This is a genomic window from Sorangium sp. KYC3313, from assembly GCF_052075895.1.
GTDB lineage: Bacteria > Myxococcota_A > Polyangia > Polyangiales > Polyangiaceae > Sorangium > Sorangium cellulosum_B.
The window spans coordinates 1,116,497-1,136,058 of the sequence record NZ_CP197255.1 but is presented as its reverse complement, the minus strand read 5'-3'; the positions used below and the strand labels follow the sequence as shown (position 1 = coordinate 1,136,058).

Below are 19,562 nucleotides of genomic sequence, written 5' to 3'. Positions count from 1 at the left end.
GTCGGCCGTCCGCGGCAACCCCGCGCGGCCCACGCCGCCCATGCGACGCGCGTGACGCGCGCGTCATCGCTGGCACCACCTCGACAGACGGTGCGCGTCGTGTGACCGTTGAGCTGTCATGCCAATGTCCTCGCCGACCCCTGCGCCCGCAGAGAACATCGTCGCTCTCATCGGGCACACGCCGATGATCCAGGTGACTCAGCTCGACTCCGGCCCGTGCGAGCTCTTCCTCAAGATGGAGAGCCAGAACCCGGGCGGCAGCATCAAGGATCGCATCGGCCTGTCGATGATCGAGGCGGCCGAGCGCGCCGGTCAGCTCGGGGGCGAGCGGCGCCACGTCGTCGAGGCGACGGCGGGCAACACCGGGCTCGGCCTGGCGCTCGTCGCGGCGCAGAAGGGGTACCGGCTCACGCTCGTGATCCCGGACAAGATGAGCCAGGAGAAGGTGTTCCACCTGAAGGCGCTCGGCGCGCAGGTGGTGATGACGCGCTCCGACGTCGAGAAGGGCCACCCGAGCTATTACCAGGACCTCGCCGCCCGCATCGCGCGCGAGGAGGGCGCGTTCTACGTGAACCAGTTCGAGAACCCGGCGAACGCGCTCGCCCACGAGACCGGGACGGGCCCCGAGATCGACGCGCAGCTCGATCGAAGGATCGACGCGATGGTGTGCGGCGTCGGCTCCGGCGGCACCATGACAGGGCTCTCGCGCTACTTCGCCAGGGCGCAGCCGCGCTGCGAGATGGTGCTCGCCGATCCGGAGGGCTCGGTGCTGGCGGGCTACGTCGAGACCGGCAAGCTCGGCAAGGCGGGCTCGTGGCTCGTGGAGGGCATCGGGGAGGACTTCCTTCCTCCGATCCTCGACCTCTCCCATGTCAAGCGCGCTTACACGATCTCCGACAGGGAGAGCCTGGAGACGGCGCGGCTGCTGCTCTCCAGGACGGGCATCCTCGCCGGCTCGTCGTCCGGGACGCTGCTGGCGGCGGCCCTGCGTTATTGCCGCGAGCAGTCGTCGCCGAAGCGCGTCTGCACCCTCGTCTGCGACAGCGGCAACAAGTACCTGTCGAAGATGTACAACGATTTCTGGATGGCCGATCAGGGCTTCACCGACCGCGCGCCGACAGGGGATCTGCGCGACGTGATCACGCGCCGCCACGCCGACAGGGCGGTGGTCACGGTGCAGCGGTCGGACGCGCTCCTCGTGGCCTATGCGAGGATGAAGCTCTACGACGTGTCGCAGCTGCCCGTCCTGGAGGACGGAAAGATCATCGGCATCCTGGACGAGTCCGACCTCCTCCTCGCGGCCGTCGACGACGTGACGCGCTTCCGCCAGCCGGTCGAGGCAACGATGACGACGCGGCTCCGGACGGTCGACGTGCGGACGCCGATCCGGGAGCTCCTTCCGATGTTCGACGCCGGGCTCGTGCCGATCGTGACCGATGGTGACGAGTTCGTCGGGCTGGTCACCCGCATCGACCTGATCAACTACCTGCGACGCCGGGTGAAGCTGCACGAGGTGTGAGCCGCGCGCGGGCACCGGCCCGCCGTGCCTTGTGCGGGCGGCGGGCTCGTGGTGAGCTGTGCGCCATGCAGGAGGCGCACGGAGCTCTCGTGATCGACCTCGCCACGGCGCGGGTGGTCGATCTGACGCACCCGATCACCCCGGAGATGCCGCTGTTTCCCGGCGACGAGCCCTATGCGTCGGAGACGCTGAGCACCATCGAGGAGGACGCGTATTGCGCCAATCGGTTCTCGATGGCCGAGCACGCGGGCACGCACGTGGACGCGCCGGCGCACTTCACGCCCGGGGCGGCGACCGTCGAGCAGATCGCGCCGGAGCAGCTCGTGGGGGCGGCGGCGGTCGTGGACGTGACGGCGGCCGTGGCGGCGAGCCCGGACCACCGGGTCACGGTGGATGATCTCCGGCGCTGGGAGGCGCGGCACGGCGCGCTCGGCGCGAGGCATATCGTGCTGATCCGGACGGGCTGGGGGGCTCGCTGGTCCGATCCGGTGAAGTACCGGAACCAGGACGCCCAGGGCGTCATGCGCTTTCCCGGGGTGTCCGTGGAGGCGAGCCGCTACCTGCGCGAGCGCGGCGTGCGCTGCATCGGTATCGATACGCTGTCGACCGACCCGGGGCAGAGCGAGACATTCGAGCAGCACAGGGCCTTCCTTGGCGCGGGCGGCTGTCACATCGAGAACCTGGCCAATCTGGAGCAGCTGCCGGAGGCCGGGGCGGTCGTGGTGGTCGCGCCGCTCCCGCTCGCGGGCGGCAGCGGCGCGCCGGCCCGGGTGCTGGCGCTGGTGCCGACCCACGGCGGGCCGGCGGGATAGCGCGGCGCGCCTCGCCCTGCTCTGGCGCGGTGTCGCCTGTTTGCATACCGCCCGCCGCCACGGTCGTACGAGGTGCTGCTCGCCACGCCGGATCGACCACACGAAGCTTCGCGTCCTGCCCGGGATTCGGTATCCTCTTGGCTCCCCCCTCGGGAGGTGACCGGGCGTATGAAGTTCGAAAAAGACGTCCTTCTGGCCGGCAAATTCCGCCTGGAGCGAGAGCTATCGCACGGCGGGATGGGCTCGATCTGGGTGGCGCAGCACGTACAGCTCGGCACGCTCGTCGCGATCAAGTTCATGCGCGACTCGTTTTCGCGGCTGCCGGTGCTCCGGGCGCGCTTCGAGCGGGAGGCGCGCGCCGCCGCGCAGCTCAAGAGCCCTCATATCGTGCAGGTCCACGATTTCGGCTTCGAGGAGGACGACGAGGTGCCCTACCTCGTCATGGAGCTCCTGCAAGGCGAGGATCTCAGCAAGCGCCTCCAGCGGTGCGGCCGCCTCTCGCTCCCGGAGACGCTGCACATCATCGTCCAGGCCGGGAAGGCGCTCCGCAGCGTCCATGAAGCGGGGTTCGTGCACCGCGACCTCAAGCCCGCCAACTTCTTCCTGGCGCGTGTCGACGGCGAGGATGGCGAGATCGTGAAGCTGCTCGACTTCGGGATCGCGAAGGACGTCTCGGCGGTGCTCGCGGCCGACATCTCGGCCACGGGCGAGGTGATGGGCTCGCCCAATTACATGAGCCCGGAGCAGTTCTATGGCGAGCGGGACGTGGACGCGCGCAGCGATCTCTGGTCGCTCGGGGTCATCCTGTTCAAGATGCTCACGGGGCAGCTGCCGTTCCCGGGCGACGCGATCGGGCGCGTGGTCACGAAGGTGATCCTCGGCACGGTGCCGTCGGCGCGCGAGCTCGCCCCCGATCTGCCGAGCGGCATCGACGCGTTCTTCGCGCGGGCGCTGGCGCGCGATCGGGACAAGCGGTTCCAGAACGTGCGCGAGATGATCAACGAGCTCGCGCGCGTCGCGGGCGCGCCGCCGTTCTTCTCGCTCGCGGGGGACACCTCGCTGAGCGCCGGGTGGTCATCGCGGGGCTCCGGCGGGGAGCCCGGGCTCGCCGACCCCGGCGCGCCGCCGGTGGCGCAACTGACGACGATGCCCATCCAGCGGCGCTCGGACCCGAACGATGTCCGCGCCTCGACGCCGAACCCGCAATCGTTGCCGGGCACCTTGACCGGCGCGATCAACCTGTCGGCGCCGCACACGGCGCGCGGCGCCATCGCGCGGGTCGCGGGGCGCGTCGCCATCGGGGCGACGATCGCCGTCGTGGGGGTCGGCCTGTTCGTCGCCACGCTCAGGGGCGCATCGACCGACGGCGACCAGGCCACGATCCAGGCGTCCGCGGCCGCCGCGGCGCCCGCGGACGCCGCGCCGTCGAGCGGCGCGCCGGCCGGGCTCGCCGCGGTCCCCGCCGTCGCGAGCGCTCCCGAGGCGCGCGCCGCGGCGACTCCCGCGGTGGTGCCGGCCCCGCTGCCGCTCGATCCGGGCGCGGGCGCGCCGGGCGCCGCCTCCCTGGCGCCGGCACAGGCATCCGCCGCCCCCTCCGTGGCGGCGGCGCGAAGCCCCGCGCCCGCGCGCCCCGCATCCCCGGCCACCGCTCGGACCGCGTCGACGGCGGCGCCGCGCAAGGCGCTGCCGGCTCCTCGCAAGAAGTCCGGCGGGAGCAGGCCGGACTGGGGGCTCTAGCCGGGTGGCTCCGCGTCCCCAGAGAGCAGGAATGCGCTTCCGAGCGGCGGTGATGGGTACGTTCCTCCTTGTCACGCTCGCCGGCGCGGAGGCGTCCGCGCAGGCGCCGCCCCCGTCGGCGAAGGCGCGGCAGGCGGCCGTCGCGCACGCCAACCAGGGGTGGACGGCCTACCGAGCGCGCCGGTACCGGGACGCGCTCCAGGCCTTCCGCCGAGCCGAGGCCACGGTGCACGCGCCGACCTTCCTGATCATGGTCGCGCGCTCCTGCCACAAGCTCGGCCGCCTGACCGAGGCGCGCTCGGTCTACCAGGTCATCGTCGACGAACAGCTCCCGGCCGACGCCTCGCAGGCGTTCCGGCGGGCGCAGGCCGAGGCGAGGACGGAGCTCGAGGCCGTCTCGTCGCGCATCCCGACCGTGGAGATCACCGTGACGGGCGCGGGCTCCGGGGGCGTGCAGGTGGCGCTCGGCGGGCTGGACGTGCCGCCGTCGACGCCCGTCGCGCGCGATCCGGGCAGCCACACGCTCGCCGTGGGGGCGCCTGGACGGCGCGGGCTGACGAAGGAGATCGTCCTCAAGGAGGGGATGAGGGCCAAGGTCGAGGTCGATCTCGCGGCCGGAAAGGTGCGGATCGAGAGCGACAGGACCGGGCGCGACCCGGGCGGCGAGCCGCAGCCGCTCGGCCCTGGGCAGGGTGCGGCCGACGGCGGCGCCCAGGAGGGCGGCGGCCCGCCGGGCCCTGGGCAGGGCGCGGCCGACGGCGGCGACGCGGCGGATGGACGCCCGAGCCCGCGCAGCACCGCGGTCGTGTTCACGGGGCTCGCCGCGACCGCCGCGGGGACGGGGCTCGGCGTCGCGTTCGTGCTCCTCTCGAACGGGAAGTCGAGCTCGCAGCAGCGCCTCCTGGAGCCGGCCTGCACGGACCCTGCGCGCTGCCCCGGGCTCGACCTGCGCGCGTACAACGACCTGGGGCACGCCAAGGCAGACCTCGCGAACGCGGCGGTCTGGAGCTTCCTGGCCGCGGGCGCGGCGGGGCTCGGCACGGCGGCGTACGTCCTCCTGACAGGGCAGCCCGACGCGCGGGACGCGACGGCGACCGGCCTGTCGGTGAGCCCCTTGCCGGGCGGGCTCGTGATCAGCAAGCGCTGGTGAGGTTTCCGAGGAGAGGGCTCTTCCCGATGGTGCGCATCGTATCTTGGACGTGGATGGGCCGGGCGCTCTCGACGATCGTCCCGCTGGTCGCGCTCACCGGGGGTAGCTGCGTCTTTTACAGCTACGAGGACGTCGTCCCCGGCGCGGGCGGAGCCGGCGGAACGGGCGGAACGAGCGGCGGCGCCGGGGGCACCGTGGCGCCTTGCGGGCAGGGGGGCGGCGGCTGCGGCGGGGCGCCCCAGGAGGGCTGCGATGGGCCGGGGAGCCATATCTCGACGTGCCTTGTCGATGATGGCTTGCTCGCGCGGTACTTCCTCGACGCGTACGACGCGGATGGCAAGCTCGTCGACTCGGGACCGGCGCCGGGGCTCCCGCTCGACGTGGTGCCGGAGGGAGAGAGGCTCACGCTGGAAGGCGAGGCGGGGCGCGTGGGCCTCCGCTGGACGACCCTCGGCGGCAATGCGCGCGTGGAGGCCGCGTTTCCGTCCACCGCCACGCCCCCGAGCAAGCTCCTCGTCTCGAAGGCGGCGCTCACGCTCGAGACCGTGGTGAGCGTGACGGCCGCGGCGGTCGAGGGCGTGCCGTCTCGCATTCTGTACCTCGGGACCGACACCGGAGAGTTCGGGAAGTACTCGCTGAGCGCGGGCGACTCCGACGGGATGGGAAACCGAGAGCTGCAGTTCCACATCTACGCCGGCTCCAAGACGCAGTTCGTGGGGCAGTGGTTCATTCCCCTCGAGGAGATGGAGCGGCCGTGCGTCCTGCACCTCGTGCTGAACGCCGCCGAGGGCGTCGTCGATCTCTACGTGAACGGCGACGTGCGGACGAACGCGATCGCGGAGCGGCCGCCCGCCGACTATGTCTTCACGTGGGCGGAGCCGACGTGGTATCTCGTGCTCGGAAACACGCGGAAGGCCGGGCGCTCTCTTCGCGGCTCGATCCAGTATGCCGCGGTGTACGGCAAGCCGTTGACCCCCGAGCAGGTGAAGGACAACGCCGCGACGCTGGCGAAGAGCGACGACGGCCCCGGGATGTGAGCTAGTGCGCGCCGCGCCCGCTCCGGGGTCGCGCTGGCGCCCGCGCGCCCTCGCGGCCGGAGAGCGCATAAGTCACCCCGCGCTCCAGCGTCCCCCGCGTCACGATCCCCCCCAGATCGGCCCCCAGCTCCACGAGCGCCTGCGCCACGCTCGGCCGGATCCCGGTGAGCACCACCTCGGCCCCGAGCAGCCGCGCGCTCCGCGCCGCCCGGATCAGCGCGTCCGTGACCTCCGGCCCCGCCTGCGGAACCCCCGTCACGTCGAGGATGGTGATCCGGGCGTGCTGGCGGGAGATCCCGTCCAGCAGCGTCTCGGTGAACTGCGCGCCCCGCTCGCGGGTCAGCTCGCCGACCAGCGGCGCCACCAGCACCCCGTCCGCAATGGGCAACAGCGGCGTTGAGATCGCCCGTATCGTCTCCTGCTGCACGAGCAGCATCTTCTCTTGCAGCTGCCGGGTCCTCGCCTCGGCCCGCACCCGCCCGGTGATGTCCACCGCGATTGCCCCGCATCCGGAGACCCTGCCCTCCTCGTCGCGGAGCGCGAACCTGGTGCTCATGAACACGTGCGTCCCGTCGGCCAGCTCCATCTCGTCCTCGGAGGTGATGGGCTCGGACGACGCCATCGCCGCCCGGTCCTGCGTCGCGAGCCGGTCGGCGATCTCCGCGGGGAACAGGTCGTGCTGGGTCTTCCCCATCAGCTCCTCGCGGGGCTTGCCGAAAAGCGCCTCGACCGGCGGGTTCAGCAGCGTGTGGCGGCCCTCGCCGTCCCGCGCGAACATGAGCATCGGCGCGTTCTGGATGAAGGCCTCCAGCAGCGCGGCGCCCCGGCGCCTCTGCGCCTCGGACTCCACGCGCGCGGTGACGTCGATGCTCACCACCGCCACGAAGCGGTTCCCGCTCGCGTCCTCGAACGCAACGTAGCTCGGCTCGGTCCAGAGCCGACGCCGATCCTTGTAAAGCTCGCCCGGCTCGGTGTCGTACGGGACCGGGGGCAGCGTGACCACCTCCCCGGCGAGCGCTCGGCGGAACGCCTCGGCGTGGCCCGTCTTCACCGCCTGCGGATCCTCGAGAGCGTTGTACTTGCCGATGATCTGCTCGGGGCTGATGCGCCACCGCGCGCAGTCGGCCCGGTTGATCGCGACGAGGAGCCCGTCCGCGCGGTGGACCACCAGCGGCAGGGGCACCGCATCGAAGAGCGCGCGGTAAGGCACGCTGTCCGCGAGCTCGCGCTGCGCGTCGCGCGGCGCCGCGCCCGAGCCGAGCCTCCGCTCCAGCTCCTCCACGCGCGCCCGGAGCCGCGCGTTCTCTGCCTTGATTCGCTCGTCGCTCTGCCGATCGATCTCCATCGTTCCCTCTGCGCCCTGCGCGCCGCTCTCCGCCCGCACCGTCCGGGATATCGTTTGCGCTGAAATGGTGCACCATCGGGCCGGCCCCGTGAAGTACTGAATCGGCCGGGGCTGGCTCGTTCTCTCGGGCTGGCGCGTCGACCGTCGACAGCGGCACTCCCACGCACGACCGATTCGCCCTCATCGCAGCCCCGCGCACCACCGACCGGGACCTGCCCTTCGCGCTCGCCACCTCGTACATCGGAGCATCTCGGAGACGCTATCGACACGGTGAAAGACATCTTCGATCCGGACGGACGCCGCTTCGTGTTTGCGTGGCTCCTGTTCCCGGAGAATGTCCTGCCAACCAGCGGTAGGTCCCGCGGCTCGGGCTCGCCGCCCGTGGTTAGGGAAGAAAGGTGGTGATCACCCGGGGGGTCGACTCCGGGATGCCGGTGAGGTTGTTGACGCAGCTCGGGTAGTACATGCCGTTCGTGTTGAGCTGCTGGCAGTAGGCGGTGCACGACCCGCGGATGCTGAGCATCCCGCATTGCTGGACGGCCCCGCCGCTGGTGAGGTGACCGGCGGCGCACTCCCGCATCAGCGACCGTGAATAGGTGCGATTGGCCTCGTCGTAGCAGGCGTTCAGGTAAGGAGAGGGGGCAAACAGATTCCCCCAGAAGGCGCCTTCCAGATGCGTGTAGGTCGTGAGCTCGAGGGTGCCGGTCTTGTCGAGAGCCGAGGGAGTGCCCCGCGAGGAGATCGTCACGGAGACGCCGTACCAGTTCGTCCGCGACGCGAGGCACGCCGAGATCCACTGCTGGTCGTTATGGCCGAGCGCCTTGGTGCTCCAGTCCGGCGCGAGGCCGATGATTCCCCAGTACTGCTCGTTGTGCACCGTGCCCGAGCCGTCGGTCCACGAGAAGCTGAACGACTGCGAGGGGAGGAGCGCACAGCCGACCACATAGCTGAGGAGCTGGCGCGAGAGATCGCCGGCCGCGCCCGGATCCTGGATCGCGCTCAGGGCCGCCGGGCTCAATGCGTTGGGGTTGAGGGCGTTGGGGTTGAGGGCGTTGGGGTTGAGGGCGTTGGGGTTGAGGGCGTTGGGGTTGAGGGCGTTGGGGTTGAGGGCGTTGACGAACTCGAGGGCGCCAACGGCGGCTCCTACGGAGTCCTCCTCCTCTTCCTGAACTGCGACGCAGCCGACCAAAAACGCGAGCGAAAGCGCTGCGAAATCAGCGATGCTGATCCGGTACATCGTCGTTCCCCCCCCCGGGTTCGTCCCTTCGTGCCCTCGTCGAAGGTCACATGGGGTGTACCGATGACTAGCCGTCATGTCCAGTACTCAACAGGCGATTTGTGTAGAATTCTCAGGTCGTTGGAGTCAGGGGTGCTCTGTCCACGGCGTGCCGGGCGAGCGCAAGGCCGCGTGTCGCGCGCGTCGCACGCCATCTGACACCCAGTAAGGAGCGATGGATGATCGAAATCTCACATTGCATGAAGGCGCGACAGAACGGCAGCGAGCGGCCTGCGTGTCGTTGCAATGTGCAGTGTGGCGATAGGAGCGTGCGCGGGGCCGGGGGCAATGGCGCGAGGCGCGCCGCTGACGAGCGCGCCGCCGAGCGCCCCGGCACGCGCTGTCAGGGGATCTCGTGCGCAGGGGCCGAGCAGGCGGTGATCGAGCTGCTCGGCTCTGCGATCCGGCTCACCCGGGGCCGATCTCGCCGTCGCCCCGCGGGCGCTGCGCCGGAGGCGGCGAGGTCGGTTCCGGGGAAGGCTGCGCGCCCTGCACCGGCGGCGCGCCGCTCGGGTAAGCGTGCGTCGGGCCCGCCTGGAAGGGCGGACGGAAGCTGGCCGTCGTGCGCCGCTGCCGCCGGACGATCGCGCGAAGGGCGTAGTAGAGCGCCCCGAAGAACGCCGCCAGGAGCAGCAACGTGGGGCCGATCGACGCGGCGAGGACCGCTGTTTTCACGGCGACGACCCCCGCGTTCTCGATTCCCTCGCTGACCGCGCGGGCGATCTTGCCGCCGGCGCCCAGGGTCTGCTCCTCGCCGCGCGCCGTGATCGACATCCTCACGGTCGCATAGGCGATCTGCCCCTCCAGCAACCGCTCCTGCGCCTCGATCTGCTCGATCGTCTCACGCACGCTCCCGAGCTGCTTCTCGACGGCGACCACGTCCGCGAGGCTCCCCGTCCTGTCGGAGAGCAGGTCGAGCAGCCGCTTCTCCTGGGCGCGGGCGTTCCGCAGCCGCGCGCCGATGTCCGCGCGCTGCTCGGTCACGTCCTCGGCCTTCTCCGCGTCGTCGACCACCTCGCCGACCGACGCCACCGCGGCGCGGAACGCGCCGACCTTCGCCGAGGGGACCCGCGCCTCGAGCGACGCGCTCCGGCGCAGGCCGCCGTGCACCCGGGCCTCGCTCACGTAGCCGCCGTGCTCCTCGACCGCGGTCCGCAGCCGATGCATTGCCGGCTCGAAGGCGTCGACAAGGATCGCGGTCTCGACGGTGATTCGCATCGCCCGCCCGGCGAGCGGCGACGCCGCAGGTGATGGGCCCTGCGCTCGCTGATCCAGCGCCGCGGCCTGCGCGGGCGGGGCCGACTCGGAACGGTCCCCTCTGGCGCAGGCGCTCGTCAGCGTCACTGCCAGGAGCAGCACGGCAGGCAGCCTCATGCAGGAGCGCATGCGGTGACCATAGCGGTTCGAGCGAACGACCGCGAGCGGAGCCCGCGAGCCCACCCCCGGGCCGAGGACGCGGACACGCCGTGCGCGCCGGTGGCGGGCCCGCCCGTTGCGAGGCGGGCGCCGACCATGTCGACACGCGAAGAGGACATCCCGGGATACGACGCGATCATCGTCGGCGGAGGGCCGGCCGGCCTCAGCGCGGCGCTCATCCTGGGGCGCTGCCGGAGGCGCGTCCTCGTGTGCGACTCGGGGCGGTACCGCAACCACGCGGCGCGCGAGATGCACGGCTTCCTGTCGCGCGACGGGATCGCGCCTCCCGAGCTCCGGCGGATAGCGCGCGAGCAGCTGGCGCCGTACGGCGTCGAGATCCGCGAGGCGGCCGTCACCGACGTCCGCCGCCGAGCGACGCGCTTCGAGGTGACGCTGGAAGGCGGCGAGCGCGTGCGCTGCCGCAAGCTGCTGCTCGCCACCGGGCTCGTCGACCGGCTGCCGGAGCTGCCGGGGCTCCCTGCGATGTACGGCAAGAGCGTGCACCACTGCCCCTACTGCGATGGATGGGAGGCGCGTGATCAGGCGATCGGCGTCTACGGACAGGGCAGCACAGGGGTCTCGCTCGCCGTGAACATGAAGACGTGGAGCGATGACGTGGTCCTGTTCACGGACGGACCAGCGTCCCTGTCGAGATCGGACGCGGATCGGCTCGCGCGCCACCGGATCGGCGTGCGCGAGGAGCGTGTCGCCCGGCTCGAGGGCAGGGACGGGATGCTGGAGCGCGTGGTGCTCGAGGACGGCAGCGCGGTGGAGCGCCGCTCGCTCTTCCTCAAGGCGAAGCAGGAGCAGGGGTCGGATCTGGCCGAGCGGCTCCGCTGCACGGTCACGGAGGAGCGGGGCGTCGAGACGGTCGCCGAGCACGAGGAGACGACCCGGGAAGGGGTCTTCGTCGCCGGGGACGCCTCGAAGGAGGTGCTGCTCGCCATCGTGGCCGCCGCCGAGGGCGCCGCCGCGGCGTTCGGGATCAACTGCGCGCTGCAAGAAGAGGAGCTCGCGTAGCGGGGCAGCGCGCCCTCGCCGGCGCTGCCCGGACAGGCGCTCAGTCGCCCCGACCGCCCGGCCCGCGGCCGCGGCCAGGCCCCGGCCCGAACGGCGGCGGGCCCGGGCGCCGCCGCCGCTCGGCCTCGAGCTCCTCGTAGCGGGTGAGCTGCTCGGGCGTGAGCACGCCCTTCACGCGCGCGTCGGTGCGATCGCGGAGGGCGTCGAGCGCGGGGCGGCACTCGGAGAGGAGCCTGTCCCGCTCGGTCTCGGCCTCGGCGAGCGTCGCCCTGAGCTCGCGCACCTGGCGGTCGGTGAGGTCGAGGTGGCGGCGCATCGCCTTGAGGCGGAACTTGGCGCGCACCTCGGTCGGAGGGCCCCGGAAGGTGGCCTCGAGGTCGCGCAACGCCGTGACGCGGCCGATGGCCGCGCCGGCGACGCCGCCGAAGAGGAAGACCGCGGCGAGCACGGCCAGCGGCTTCCAGCGGGCGAGGGCGGGCGGGGACGCGGGGCGCTCTGTCATTCGCTCGCCTCGAGGGCCTCCACGGAGGCCATGATCGCGCTGTCGACGTCGCGCTGCGTCTGCAGGAAGAAGAGCACGCTCGCGGCCGCCGCGAGGGCGGTCACGACGAGGGCGGGGCGACCCGAGCGGACGATGCCGTCGGCGATCGCGGGCCGCGCGGGCAGGGGGAGGGGGAGAGGCGCGGCCTTGGCGGCGCGGACCATGGCCTCGGTGAAGCCGGCGTCCGGAGCGAGGCCGTCGGTCGCGGCCGCGATGCGCGCGAGCGGATCGCTGGCCGCGCTGGCCGTCGCAGCGCGCAGCACGGCCGCCGTGAAGCGGTCGTCGGCGTCGATGCGAGCGGTCGCGGCCGCGAGGCGCGCGAGGTCCCGATCGGGTCCGGTCCGGTCGTCGTCGCGGTCAGACATGCGGCGCCTCCTTCTCGATCTGCCGGGCGCGGAGCGCGGCGCGGGCGCGCACCAGGCGTTGCTCGACGGCGCCCTCGGAGCAGCCGAGCGCCGCCGCGGCCTCCTTCGCGGGCAGGCCCTCGACGGCGACGAGGACGAGCGCGGCGCGCTCCTGGGGCGGGAGCGCGGCGAGCAGGGCGTCGAGCTCGCGCAGCGCGACGCGCGCCTCGGCGGAGACGAGGCCGTCGAAGCGCGGCTCGGTCGACGCCTCGCGCGCCTCGCGCGGGGTGTCGCGGCGGCGCCGGAGGGCGTCGAGGCAGGCGTTCGTCACGATGCGGTACAGCCAGGTCTCCACCTTCGATCTCCCGTCGTAGCGCCCCTCGCGCAGGGCGCGGTAGGCGTCGACGAACGCCTCCTGCAGGGCGTCCTCTGCCTCCGCGAGGTCGCCGACCAGGCGCGCGGCCAGGCGGTACATCGGCGCGCGCGTGTGCTCGACGATCTGCCGGAAGGCCGCGTCATCGCCCCTGGCGACGCGCGCTGCGACGAGCCTGAGGTCGACGATCACGTTCCCCCGCGATTCTGCGCCCATGGCATCGCGCGCGCTACCGGGACGGGCGCTCAGCGGCGCTCGAAGCCGCGCCCGCCGGGCCCGGGGCCGCGCATGCCATGCCCGGGGCCGTGCTCGGGGCCGCGCATGCCGGGCCCGGGGCCGTGCTCGGGGCCGCGCATGCCATGCCCGGGGCCGCGCATGCTGCGCTCGGGCTTGCCCGCGGCCGGCCCCTTCTCGATGCGCTCGGCGAGCGCATTGCGCTGCGCCTCGTCGAGGATCGGGACGATCGCGGCCAGCGCGCCGACCATGCGGTCCAGGTGCGCCCGCGGGCCCATCTTCTCGCCCGCCGGCGGCCGCGGCAGGAACGCGTTCGCGTCGAAGCGATCCGCGGCGAACGTCTCGAGCCGCGCGCGCATCTCGGCGCGCCTCGCCGCGTGATCTTCCTTCCGCCCGACCCCGTCGGCGTCGCCCGGGCGCGCGGCCTCGAGGGCCTTGTCGATCTGCGCGCGCTGCTCGTCGCGCAGGTCGAGGCCGGCGAGGAGGTGGTCCAGCGGACCGCCGCGCATGCCGGGGCCGCCCATGCCGCCGCGGTCGCCTTGCGGGCCGCGGTGGTGCTTGCCGCCGCGCGGGCCGCGGTGGTGCTCGCCGCCTTGCGGGCCGCGCTCTCCTCGCCCGTCCATCTTCGCGGCGATCCCATCGACGAGCTGCCGGCGCTGCTCCTTCGTGAGCGTGGCGTGCAGGGTGCTCAGCGCCCCGGCGACGCGGGCGCGGCGCTCCTCGGCCGCGCGGCCGGCGTCGGGGAGCTTCGCCTCGATCGCCGCCCGATCGATCTTGCCGGCGCGCACGCCCTCGGCGAGCGCCGCGAAGACGGCCCCGTCCTTCGGGCGCTCCTTCGCGCCGTCGCGCAGCCCCTCGAGGGCGCCCTCGATCGTCGCTTCCTGCGCGTCCGAGAGGTCGAGCTCGTGGAGCGCCGCGCGCAGGAGGTGCTCGGGGCCGCGCGGCCCGCCGTGATGCCCGCCGAAGCCCTCCCGAGGACCGCCCGCCCTTGACGGGCCCTTGGCGAGCGCCGCCTCGGCGGCCTCGTCGCTCGGGGACGTGTCGCCCTGCCCCGTCTCCGCCGTGCAACCGGCCGCGCCGACGAGCGCGCCGACGAGCGGCAATATCCCACCAAGCCTCCACCAACGAGACTGCGTCATGGACTCTTCTCCTGCGTCGCCCGCGTCGTGCCGAGCGGGTCGTTCATCCCTGTGACGCCGGCGGGCAGGGGGGCCCTACGAGGGCGAGCCACTTTTTCTGGAGGCGAGCTCCGCAGGGAGGCGGGAGGGGCCAGCGCGGGCCGGATCGGCCCGGCCTTACCGCACGCTGGCGATCAGGTGGGTGCGCGTCCCCTGCGGCGTGGCGACCTCGGCCTCGTCGCCCTCCGAGAGGCCCAGCAGGGACGCGCCGAGGGGGCTCGTCGTGGCGAGGGTCTGCAGCTCGACCCCCTGGAAATGGATGCGCTCGCCGCCCGCGGCCGGCAGGAGGAAGTAGAGCGCGCGCCGCTTTCCGCTCTCCAGCTCCACGAGCGCCGAACTCTCGATGCCCGCGCCAGGGCCGAAGTCGCGCACCGTGACGGCGCCGAGCCTGGCGAGCGCCTGCTCGATCTGGAGCACGCGCTCGCTGTGCCCTCGCGCCACGTAGGACGCCTCGGTGGCGCGCATGTCCTTGTCGCCCTCGGCGCGGTTCTCCTCGTGCGTCACGGCGCTCGCGGCGTCGCGCGCCCGCTCGGTGGAGCGCTCGAGCTCACGGGCGAGCTGGTCCTTCAGGGCCGCGAGCAACGCGCGCTTGTCGATGGCCGGTGGCATAGACACGCACACCTTACCAGACGGGATCGCGGCGGTCACTCCACGGTCGTCAGGCGCCGCGCGGCGCTGAAGACAGCCGAGGGGCGCAGCCGTCCTCGGCGCCGCCCGGCGCGCGTCCGTCGCCGCCGGTCGCAGAGGAGGAGAAGGGAGGCGGCCCGGCTCCTCCGGGGAGGCCGCGCGCCGCGCGCCTGCCCGCCGGCGAACCCGCCGGCGAGCGGCGCCGAGCGCACACCTGCGCTGATTGCAGCTCTGTGATGGATGCCTCTCGCACAGAGTCGCAGCTCATGGCGCCTTTTCGCGTCGAGCTCTCCCCGCTCCTTGCAGATGTGCAATTCCATGCGCGTCGCGCGCGGCGGACTGCCGACGCGCTTATCGTTCGTGTAAATCGAATGTTTCAAAACGGTGACTTGGAAGCGCAAAGACGCGCAAAGACGCGCAAAGACGCGCGAAGACGCCCCACAACGGCGAACCGGAGAACCGCTCAGGAATCGTTCAGGAATCTTCGTTGCCGGGGAAGGGTGAGTCGTGTAGATTCCTAATCTGCTGCGCCGCTGCTCCGGGCTGGAACGCATCGACACGAGAGCATGGGTGTCGTGCGGCGCCGCCGCACAGCCTGGAGCGCGCGGGCCGAGCGCGCGCGACATGACGCGAGGCGTCCTGCCGCCGCTCGCCCGGGCTGCGTCCCGATCACTGCACGAGCACACAAGAGGAGAATCGTGAGCCTGTATGCCCAGGAGCGGCTGCGCGTGCTCGTCGTCGACGACGAGCGGAGGATGCTGGACAGCATCGCGGCCATCCTCGACGATGACGTCGATGTCGAGACCTGCACGTCCGCCCACCGGGCGCTCGAGCTGCTGCAGACAGGCCAGTTCCACGTGGTCTGCTCCGACTACAAGATGCCCGGGATGAACGGAGACGAGCTCCTCAAGCGGGTCGCCGGCCTGCCGCTCTACACGAGCTGCCTGCTGGTCACCGGCGACGAGGAGTACATCCGCTCCGGCGAGGCGAGCCGCCACTACGTCATCCTCAAGCCGTTCGAGCCCGCCCGGGTCACCCGGATCGTCCTGGAGCTCGCGCGCCTCGCCCACGCGCGGCGGTCCGCGGACGCCGGCGCGGGCGCCGCCTCGGCGCGCGAGGCCGCCGCGCCCGCCTCGAAGACGAGGGGGGCCGCGCCGTCGCTCAGGCCGCGGGAGGCCCCCCAGGAGGCGCCGGCGTCCTCGCCGCGCGAGCGGGTGAGCGCGTACCCGCCCCCGTCCTCCCGCGCGGCGTCGAGCTACCTGGACACGGCGCGGGTCGGAGACGCAGGGCTCCCGGCCCGGACCCTCAAGTGATCGCCCGCGGCGGCGAACGCGGCACCCGAGGAGGCCATCCCCCACGATGACGAGCCGAGATCCGCTCGGCGCGGTGGAGCAGACCGCGACGGCCGAGGAGATCGTGGCCACGCTGCGCCACGATCTGCGCAATTGCTTGGGTACGATCCGCAATGCGGCGTTCTTCATCCGGCGCAAGGTTGCCCGGGAGCAGGCCTTTCGGGACGACCCGCGGGTGGAGCAGTTCCTCGACGTCATCGACGAGGAGGCGATCGCGGCGAGCGCGCTCGTCGACGGCGCCGTCGACGCGAACCCGAGCCTCAGGCGGCGGCCGGTGAGCGCGAGCGCCCGCGAGTGCGTCTTCACGGCGGCGGCCTGCGCGCGCATCGCCGAGCCGGCGATCCGCGTCGACGTCGACGCGGCGGAGGGCGTGGTCGAGCTCGATCCGGCCGAGCTCGCCCTGGCGGTCCGGTGCCTCGTCGAGAACGCGGCGGAGTCGATGCCCGGGGGCGGGGTGGTCACGCTGCGCGGGAGCGTGGTGGGCGCGCGTTACCGCATCGAGGTCGGCGACGCGGGGACGGGTGTGCCCGAGGAGGAGCGGGAGGCGATCACGCGCCCGTTCTACACCACCAAGCCGGGCCGCCTCGGGCTCGGGCTCAACATCGCCGGGCGCGTGGCGCGCCGCTATTTCGGGGCGCTCACCGTCGGCCGCGGCGCGCCCTCGGGCACGCTGGCCTGCATCGAGCTGCCCCTCGCGCTGGCGCCCGAGCCGCCCGGCGCGGGCGCCGAGGAGCGGCTGTGACGGCGCGCGCGGCCGAGGCGCCGCGATGAGCATCCGGGCCGCCCTCTCGCTGATCTTCGCCGTGGCGGCGGCCGTCGTGCTGCTCGCGACCGGCGCGCTCCACGTCACGTCCGCCAGCATGACGCGGCTCCAGCGGCGCGCCGAGCTGTCCTACGAGGACCTCACCCGCCACGTCACGCTCGCCAACCACGCCGGCCGCTACATGCGGGAAGCCGCGGAGATCTCCCTCGGCGGCGGCGACTCCGAGGAGCTCCACCACCTGGCCGGGCTCGTCGCGCGGGACCTGGCCGCGGCGGAGGCGATCGAGCGGGTGCGGGGGCCGTTCGAGCGAGCGCGGGAGCCGCTCGAGCGGGCGTGGGAGCCGCTCGAGCGGGCGCTGATCGAGGGCGAGCGCGCCCCCGAGGCGCTGCGCGAGGCGCAGGAGGGCGACGAGCGCCTGCGCCGGATGCGCGCGAGCTTCGCGGCGATCGCCGGGGGCGTCGACCACGTGTCCCGCATGGCGAGCGCCGGGGATCCGGCGGCCTACCGGAGGTTCGTGGAGCGCCCCGAGGCCGAGTACGAGGAGGGCTTCGTGCCCCAGATCGACGCGGCCATCGCCGACGCGCGGCGCGACGTCGCGCGGAACGCGGAGCAGGCGGGCCGCGCGGGCGCCAGGATCAGGATCGCGAGCATCGCCCTGATGGCGGCGGCGCTCGTGCTCCTCGTCGTCCTCCTCGGCGGGCTCCTGCGCTCGATGGCGCGCGGGTTCGGCGCGCTCGCGGAGTGCTCGCGGCGCATCGCCGGAGGCGACCTCGAGCACCGCGTGCCCGACCTGGGAAAGCACGAGTTCGGGCGCATGGGCGCGGCGCTCCGCCACATGGCCGAGAGCCTGCGCGAGGCCCAGGCGTCGAGCGTGCGCGTCGAGCGGCTCGCGGCGATAGGGCAGCTCGCGGCGAGCGTCGGGCACGAGCTCCGCAACCCGCTCGGCGCCATCCGGAACGCGACGCACTACCTCAAGAAGCGCCTCGCCGGGACGGAGGTCGGCGCGGAGCCGCGCGTCGCCCAGTTCCTCGGCCTGATGGAGAAGGAGCTGCTCTCGTGCAACCGGATCATCGGCGATCTCCTGGACTTCGCGCGTGAGCGCAGGCTCCGCCGCACCGCCTGCCCGCTCGCGCCCCTGGTGGACGACGCCATGTCGGTCGTCGAGCCGCCCGCGCACGTGCGCCTGGAGAACCTCGTGCCGGCGGCGCTGCCGGTCCTGAGCCTCGACAAGGACCAGTTCCGGCAGGTGCTCGTGAACCTGATCCAGAACGCGGCCGAGGCGATCCCGGTCGAACGCGAAGGGTGGGTGCGTGTGGTTGGACGTGCATGTGACGAGGCCGTGCGCCTCGAGGTGGCCGACAACGGGGAGGGGATCGAGGAGGAGCACCTCGCGAAGATCTTCGAGCCGCTCTTCAGCACGAAGCTGAAGGGGACGGGCCTCGGGCTCGCCATCACCGCGGGGATCGTCCGCCTGCACGGCGGCACGATCGCGGTGGAGAGCGCGCCAGGCGCGGGGACGACGTTCACCATCCGGTTACCGCGCGCCGCGGCGCCGGAGGTACACTCCCTGAAGCTCGCATAACAGCGTGACAGCGTGACAGCAGAGGGAGACGGCCGTCGATGCAAGGGACCGGACCGGTGCTCGTGGTGGACGACGAGGAGGGGATGCGCGCCACGCTCGCCGCGAACCTCGAGCTCGAGGGGTACGAGGTCGTCGAGGCGCGGGACGGGGCGCATGCGCTCGAGCTCGTGAGGCAGCGGCGCTTCGCGCTCGTGCTGACCGACGTGAGGATGCCCGGCCTCGACGGCGTCGCGACGTTCCGGGAGATCAAGCGGCTCCAGCCGGAGCTCACGGTGGTGCTGATGACCGGCTTCGCGCGCGAGCAGCTCATCGAGCAGGGCATCGGCGAGGGCGCCTATGCGGTCATCTACAAGCCCTTCTCGATGGAGCACCTCATGCGGATCATCGCGCGGGCCCTCTCGTCGCGCGGCGTGCTCGTGGTGGACGATCTCCCCGCGGTCGCGGAGTCGATCGTGGCGGGGCTCACGGCGGCCGGGCTGCGCGCGGAGGCCGCGTACGACGGGCACACGGCCATCCAGCGCGCGCGGGACGCGGCGGTCGACGTATGCGTGCTCGACCTCCGGATGCCCTCCCTGGACGGCGTGAGGACCCACGAGCAGATCCGGCGGCTGAGCCGCGGGATCACGGTGATCGCGATGACCGGCCACGCGACGCCGGAGATGATCCACGCGTTCACGAGCCAGGGCGGGTACGCCTGCCTCCACAAACCGTTCGAGGTGCGCGAGCTGATGCTCACGATCGCGCGCGCCCGGAGCGACCCGGGGACGTGCTGAGGGCCGCGGGACATGGCGCCGGGCAGGGGCGGGCGCTGCGCCCTGCCCGGCCGCGACAGCGCCGACCGCGCGGGCGGAGGAGGGCGGCGTGAGCGTGACCGTGCTCCTCGTCGACGACGACGCGTCCTCGCGGTTCGTGCTCGCGACGCTCCTGGAGGACGAGGGCTTCCAGGTGGAGGAGGCCGGCTCGTTCGCCGAGGCCGGGCGGAAGATCGCGGCGGAGGGCGCGCGGTACGACCTCGCGCTGCTCGATCAGAACCTCGGCGACGGCCACGGCACCGATCTCGTGGCGGTGCTGCGGGCGCGCCTGCCGCGCGCGAAGGCGGTGCTGATCAGCGGCAGCGGCGACGAGGCCCTCGGCGACGCGCCCCCGCCGGACGCGGTGCTCTCGAAGGGGATCGGCTTTCCGGATCTGCTCGATCGGATCCGGCGGCTGCTCGGCTGACGCGCTCCGACGCCGCGCGGGCCCGCGCGGCGCGGGAT

At 73.0% G+C, this 19,562-nt stretch carries 19 protein-coding genes; 11 read left to right on the top strand and 8 right to left on the bottom strand.

The window, feature by feature from the left end; all coding sequences use genetic code 11:
• Positions 1–124 precede the first annotated feature (124 nt).
• The 5 genes from ACSRUE_RS04505 (at position 125) to ACSRUE_RS04485 (ending at position 6,255) form a co-directional block, all read left to right on the top strand.
• The gene (locus tag ACSRUE_RS04505) at positions 125–1,519 is read left to right on the top strand and encodes a pyridoxal-phosphate dependent enzyme (RefSeq protein WP_441289945.1); all 1,395 of its coding nucleotides are present in this window, start codon (positions 125–127) and stop codon (positions 1,517–1,519) included.
• A gap of 65 nt (positions 1,520–1,584) precedes the next feature.
• Positions 1,585–2,331: a cyclase family protein gene (locus ACSRUE_RS04500; RefSeq protein ID WP_441289944.1), complete on the top strand. Its 747-nt coding sequence runs from the start codon at positions 1,585–1,587 to the stop codon at positions 2,329–2,331.
• 168 nt (positions 2,332–2,499) lie between these two features.
• On the top strand, positions 2,500–4,068 hold the full coding sequence (locus tag ACSRUE_RS04495) for a serine/threonine-protein kinase (protein WP_441289943.1): 1,569 nt from the start codon (positions 2,500–2,502) through the stop codon (positions 4,066–4,068).
• A 52-nt stretch (positions 4,069–4,120) separates the two neighbouring features.
• Entirely contained in the window at positions 4,121–5,218 is a 1,098-nt protein-coding gene (locus tag ACSRUE_RS04490; RefSeq protein ID WP_441289942.1) for a tetratricopeptide repeat protein, read from the top strand.
• 26 nt (positions 5,219–5,244) lie between these two features.
• Positions 5,245–6,255 carry a hypothetical protein gene (locus ACSRUE_RS04485; protein ID WP_441289941.1) on the top strand — a complete coding sequence of 337 codons (1,011 nt, stop codon included), beginning with the start codon at positions 5,245–5,247 and terminating at the stop codon, positions 6,253–6,255.
• 1 nt (position 6,256) lies between these two features.
• Here the strand turns inward: ACSRUE_RS04485 and ACSRUE_RS04480 are convergent, their stop codons facing one another.
• From ACSRUE_RS04480 to ACSRUE_RS04470, 3 genes are all read right to left on the bottom strand, one after another.
• Complete coding sequence (locus ACSRUE_RS04480) at positions 6,257–7,639, bottom strand: PAS domain-containing protein (protein ID WP_441289940.1); 1,383 nt, start codon at positions 7,637–7,639, stop codon at positions 6,257–6,259.
• Between the two features lie 346 nt (positions 7,640–7,985).
• The gene (locus ACSRUE_RS04475; protein WP_441289939.1) at positions 7,986–8,837 is read right to left on the bottom strand and encodes a hypothetical protein; all 852 of its coding nucleotides are present in this window, start codon (positions 8,835–8,837) and stop codon (positions 7,986–7,988) included.
• Between the two features lie 447 nt (positions 8,838–9,284).
• Entirely contained in the window at positions 9,285–10,250 is a 966-nt protein-coding gene (locus ACSRUE_RS04470; RefSeq protein WP_441289938.1) for a DUF4349 domain-containing protein, read from the bottom strand.
• A 138-nt stretch (positions 10,251–10,388) separates the two neighbouring features.
• Between ACSRUE_RS04470 and ACSRUE_RS04465 the strand changes: the two genes are divergently transcribed.
• Positions 10,389–11,312, top strand: coding sequence for an NAD(P)/FAD-dependent oxidoreductase (locus tag ACSRUE_RS04465; RefSeq protein WP_441289937.1), 924 nt, complete (start codon positions 10,389–10,391; stop codon positions 11,310–11,312).
• 40 nt (positions 11,313–11,352) lie between these two features.
• Here ACSRUE_RS04465 and ACSRUE_RS04460 read toward each other — a convergent pair whose 3' ends face one another.
• From ACSRUE_RS04460 to ACSRUE_RS04440, 5 genes are all read right to left on the bottom strand, one after another.
• Positions 11,353–11,814, bottom strand: a complete 462-nt coding sequence (locus tag ACSRUE_RS04460; protein WP_437762814.1) for a hypothetical protein — start codon at positions 11,812–11,814, stop codon at positions 11,353–11,355.
• On the bottom strand, positions 11,811–12,218 hold the full coding sequence (locus ACSRUE_RS04455) for a hypothetical protein (RefSeq protein ID WP_441289936.1): 408 nt from the start codon (positions 12,216–12,218) through the stop codon (positions 11,811–11,813). Before ACSRUE_RS04455 ends, ACSRUE_RS04460 begins: the two co-directional genes overlap by 4 nt.
• The gene (locus ACSRUE_RS04450) at positions 12,211–12,786 is read right to left on the bottom strand and encodes an RNA polymerase sigma factor (RefSeq protein ID WP_441289935.1); all 576 of its coding nucleotides are present in this window, start codon (positions 12,784–12,786) and stop codon (positions 12,211–12,213) included. The genes ACSRUE_RS04455 and ACSRUE_RS04450 overlap by 8 nt, the downstream gene beginning before the upstream one ends.
• A gap of 29 nt (positions 12,787–12,815) precedes the next feature.
• On the bottom strand, positions 12,816–13,943 hold the full coding sequence (locus ACSRUE_RS04445) for a Spy/CpxP family protein refolding chaperone (protein WP_441289934.1): 1,128 nt from the start codon (positions 13,941–13,943) through the stop codon (positions 12,816–12,818).
• 156 nt (positions 13,944–14,099) lie between these two features.
• Positions 14,100–14,591 carry a GreA/GreB family elongation factor gene (locus ACSRUE_RS04440; protein WP_437762810.1) on the bottom strand — a complete coding sequence of 164 codons (492 nt, stop codon included), beginning with the start codon at positions 14,589–14,591 and terminating at the stop codon, positions 14,100–14,102.
• A gap of 716 nt (positions 14,592–15,307) precedes the next feature.
• Here ACSRUE_RS04440 and ACSRUE_RS04435 point away from each other — a divergent pair.
• The 5 genes from ACSRUE_RS04435 to ACSRUE_RS04415 all read left to right on the top strand — a co-directional run bounded on the left by ACSRUE_RS04435 (position 15,308) and on the right by ACSRUE_RS04415 (position 19,524).
• The gene (locus tag ACSRUE_RS04435) at positions 15,308–15,922 is read left to right on the top strand and encodes a response regulator transcription factor (RefSeq protein ID WP_437762809.1); all 615 of its coding nucleotides are present in this window, start codon (positions 15,308–15,310) and stop codon (positions 15,920–15,922) included.
• A 46-nt stretch (positions 15,923–15,968) separates the two neighbouring features.
• The gene (locus ACSRUE_RS04430) at positions 15,969–16,703 is read left to right on the top strand and encodes a sensor histidine kinase (RefSeq protein WP_437762808.1); all 735 of its coding nucleotides are present in this window, start codon (positions 15,969–15,971) and stop codon (positions 16,701–16,703) included.
• A gap of 25 nt (positions 16,704–16,728) precedes the next feature.
• The gene (locus ACSRUE_RS04425; protein WP_441289933.1) at positions 16,729–18,306 is read left to right on the top strand and encodes a sensor histidine kinase; all 1,578 of its coding nucleotides are present in this window, start codon (positions 16,729–16,731) and stop codon (positions 18,304–18,306) included.
• A 38-nt stretch (positions 18,307–18,344) separates the two neighbouring features.
• The gene (locus tag ACSRUE_RS04420; protein WP_441289932.1) at positions 18,345–19,079 is read left to right on the top strand and encodes a response regulator; all 735 of its coding nucleotides are present in this window, start codon (positions 18,345–18,347) and stop codon (positions 19,077–19,079) included.
• A gap of 88 nt (positions 19,080–19,167) precedes the next feature.
• Positions 19,168–19,524, top strand: a complete 357-nt coding sequence (locus ACSRUE_RS04415) for a response regulator (RefSeq protein WP_437762805.1) — start codon at positions 19,168–19,170, stop codon at positions 19,522–19,524.
• Positions 19,525–19,562 lie beyond the last annotated feature (38 nt).

Coding starts and splice junctions, on each gene's coding strand:
- ACSRUE_RS04455 (WP_441289936.1), bottom strand. CDS start 12,218: ATGTCTGACCGCGACGACGACCGGACCGGACCCGATCGGGACCTCGCG.
- ACSRUE_RS04470 (WP_441289938.1), bottom strand. CDS start 10,250: ATGAGGCTGCCTGCCGTGCTGCTCCTGGCAGTGACGCTGACGAGCGCC.
- ACSRUE_RS04485 (WP_441289941.1), top strand. CDS start 5,245: ATGGTGCGCATCGTATCTTGGACGTGGATGGGCCGGGCGCTCTCGACG.
- ACSRUE_RS04440 (WP_437762810.1), bottom strand. CDS start 14,591: ATGCCACCGGCCATCGACAAGCGCGCGTTGCTCGCGGCCCTGAAGGAC.
- ACSRUE_RS04490 (WP_441289942.1), top strand. CDS start 4,121: ATGGGTACGTTCCTCCTTGTCACGCTCGCCGGCGCGGAGGCGTCCGCG.
- ACSRUE_RS04450 (WP_441289935.1), bottom strand. CDS start 12,786: ATGGGCGCAGAATCGCGGGGGAACGTGATCGTCGACCTCAGGCTCGTC.
- ACSRUE_RS04445 (WP_441289934.1), bottom strand. CDS start 13,943: ATGACGCAGTCTCGTTGGTGGAGGCTTGGTGGGATATTGCCGCTCGTC.
- ACSRUE_RS04465 (WP_441289937.1), top strand. CDS start 10,389: ATGTCGACACGCGAAGAGGACATCCCGGGATACGACGCGATCATCGTC.
- ACSRUE_RS04460 (WP_437762814.1), bottom strand. CDS start 11,814: ATGACAGAGCGCCCCGCGTCCCCGCCCGCCCTCGCCCGCTGGAAGCCG.
- ACSRUE_RS04500 (WP_441289944.1), top strand. CDS start 1,585: ATGCAGGAGGCGCACGGAGCTCTCGTGATCGACCTCGCCACGGCGCGG.
- ACSRUE_RS04425 (WP_441289933.1), top strand. CDS start 16,729: ATGAGCATCCGGGCCGCCCTCTCGCTGATCTTCGCCGTGGCGGCGGCC.
- ACSRUE_RS04495 (WP_441289943.1), top strand. CDS start 2,500: ATGAAGTTCGAAAAAGACGTCCTTCTGGCCGGCAAATTCCGCCTGGAG.
- ACSRUE_RS04420 (WP_441289932.1), top strand. CDS start 18,345: ATGCAAGGGACCGGACCGGTGCTCGTGGTGGACGACGAGGAGGGGATG.
- ACSRUE_RS04475 (WP_441289939.1), bottom strand. CDS start 8,837: ATGTACCGGATCAGCATCGCTGATTTCGCAGCGCTTTCGCTCGCGTTT.
- ACSRUE_RS04430 (WP_437762808.1), top strand. CDS start 15,969: ATGACGAGCCGAGATCCGCTCGGCGCGGTGGAGCAGACCGCGACGGCC.
- ACSRUE_RS04505 (WP_441289945.1), top strand. CDS start 125: ATGTCCTCGCCGACCCCTGCGCCCGCAGAGAACATCGTCGCTCTCATC.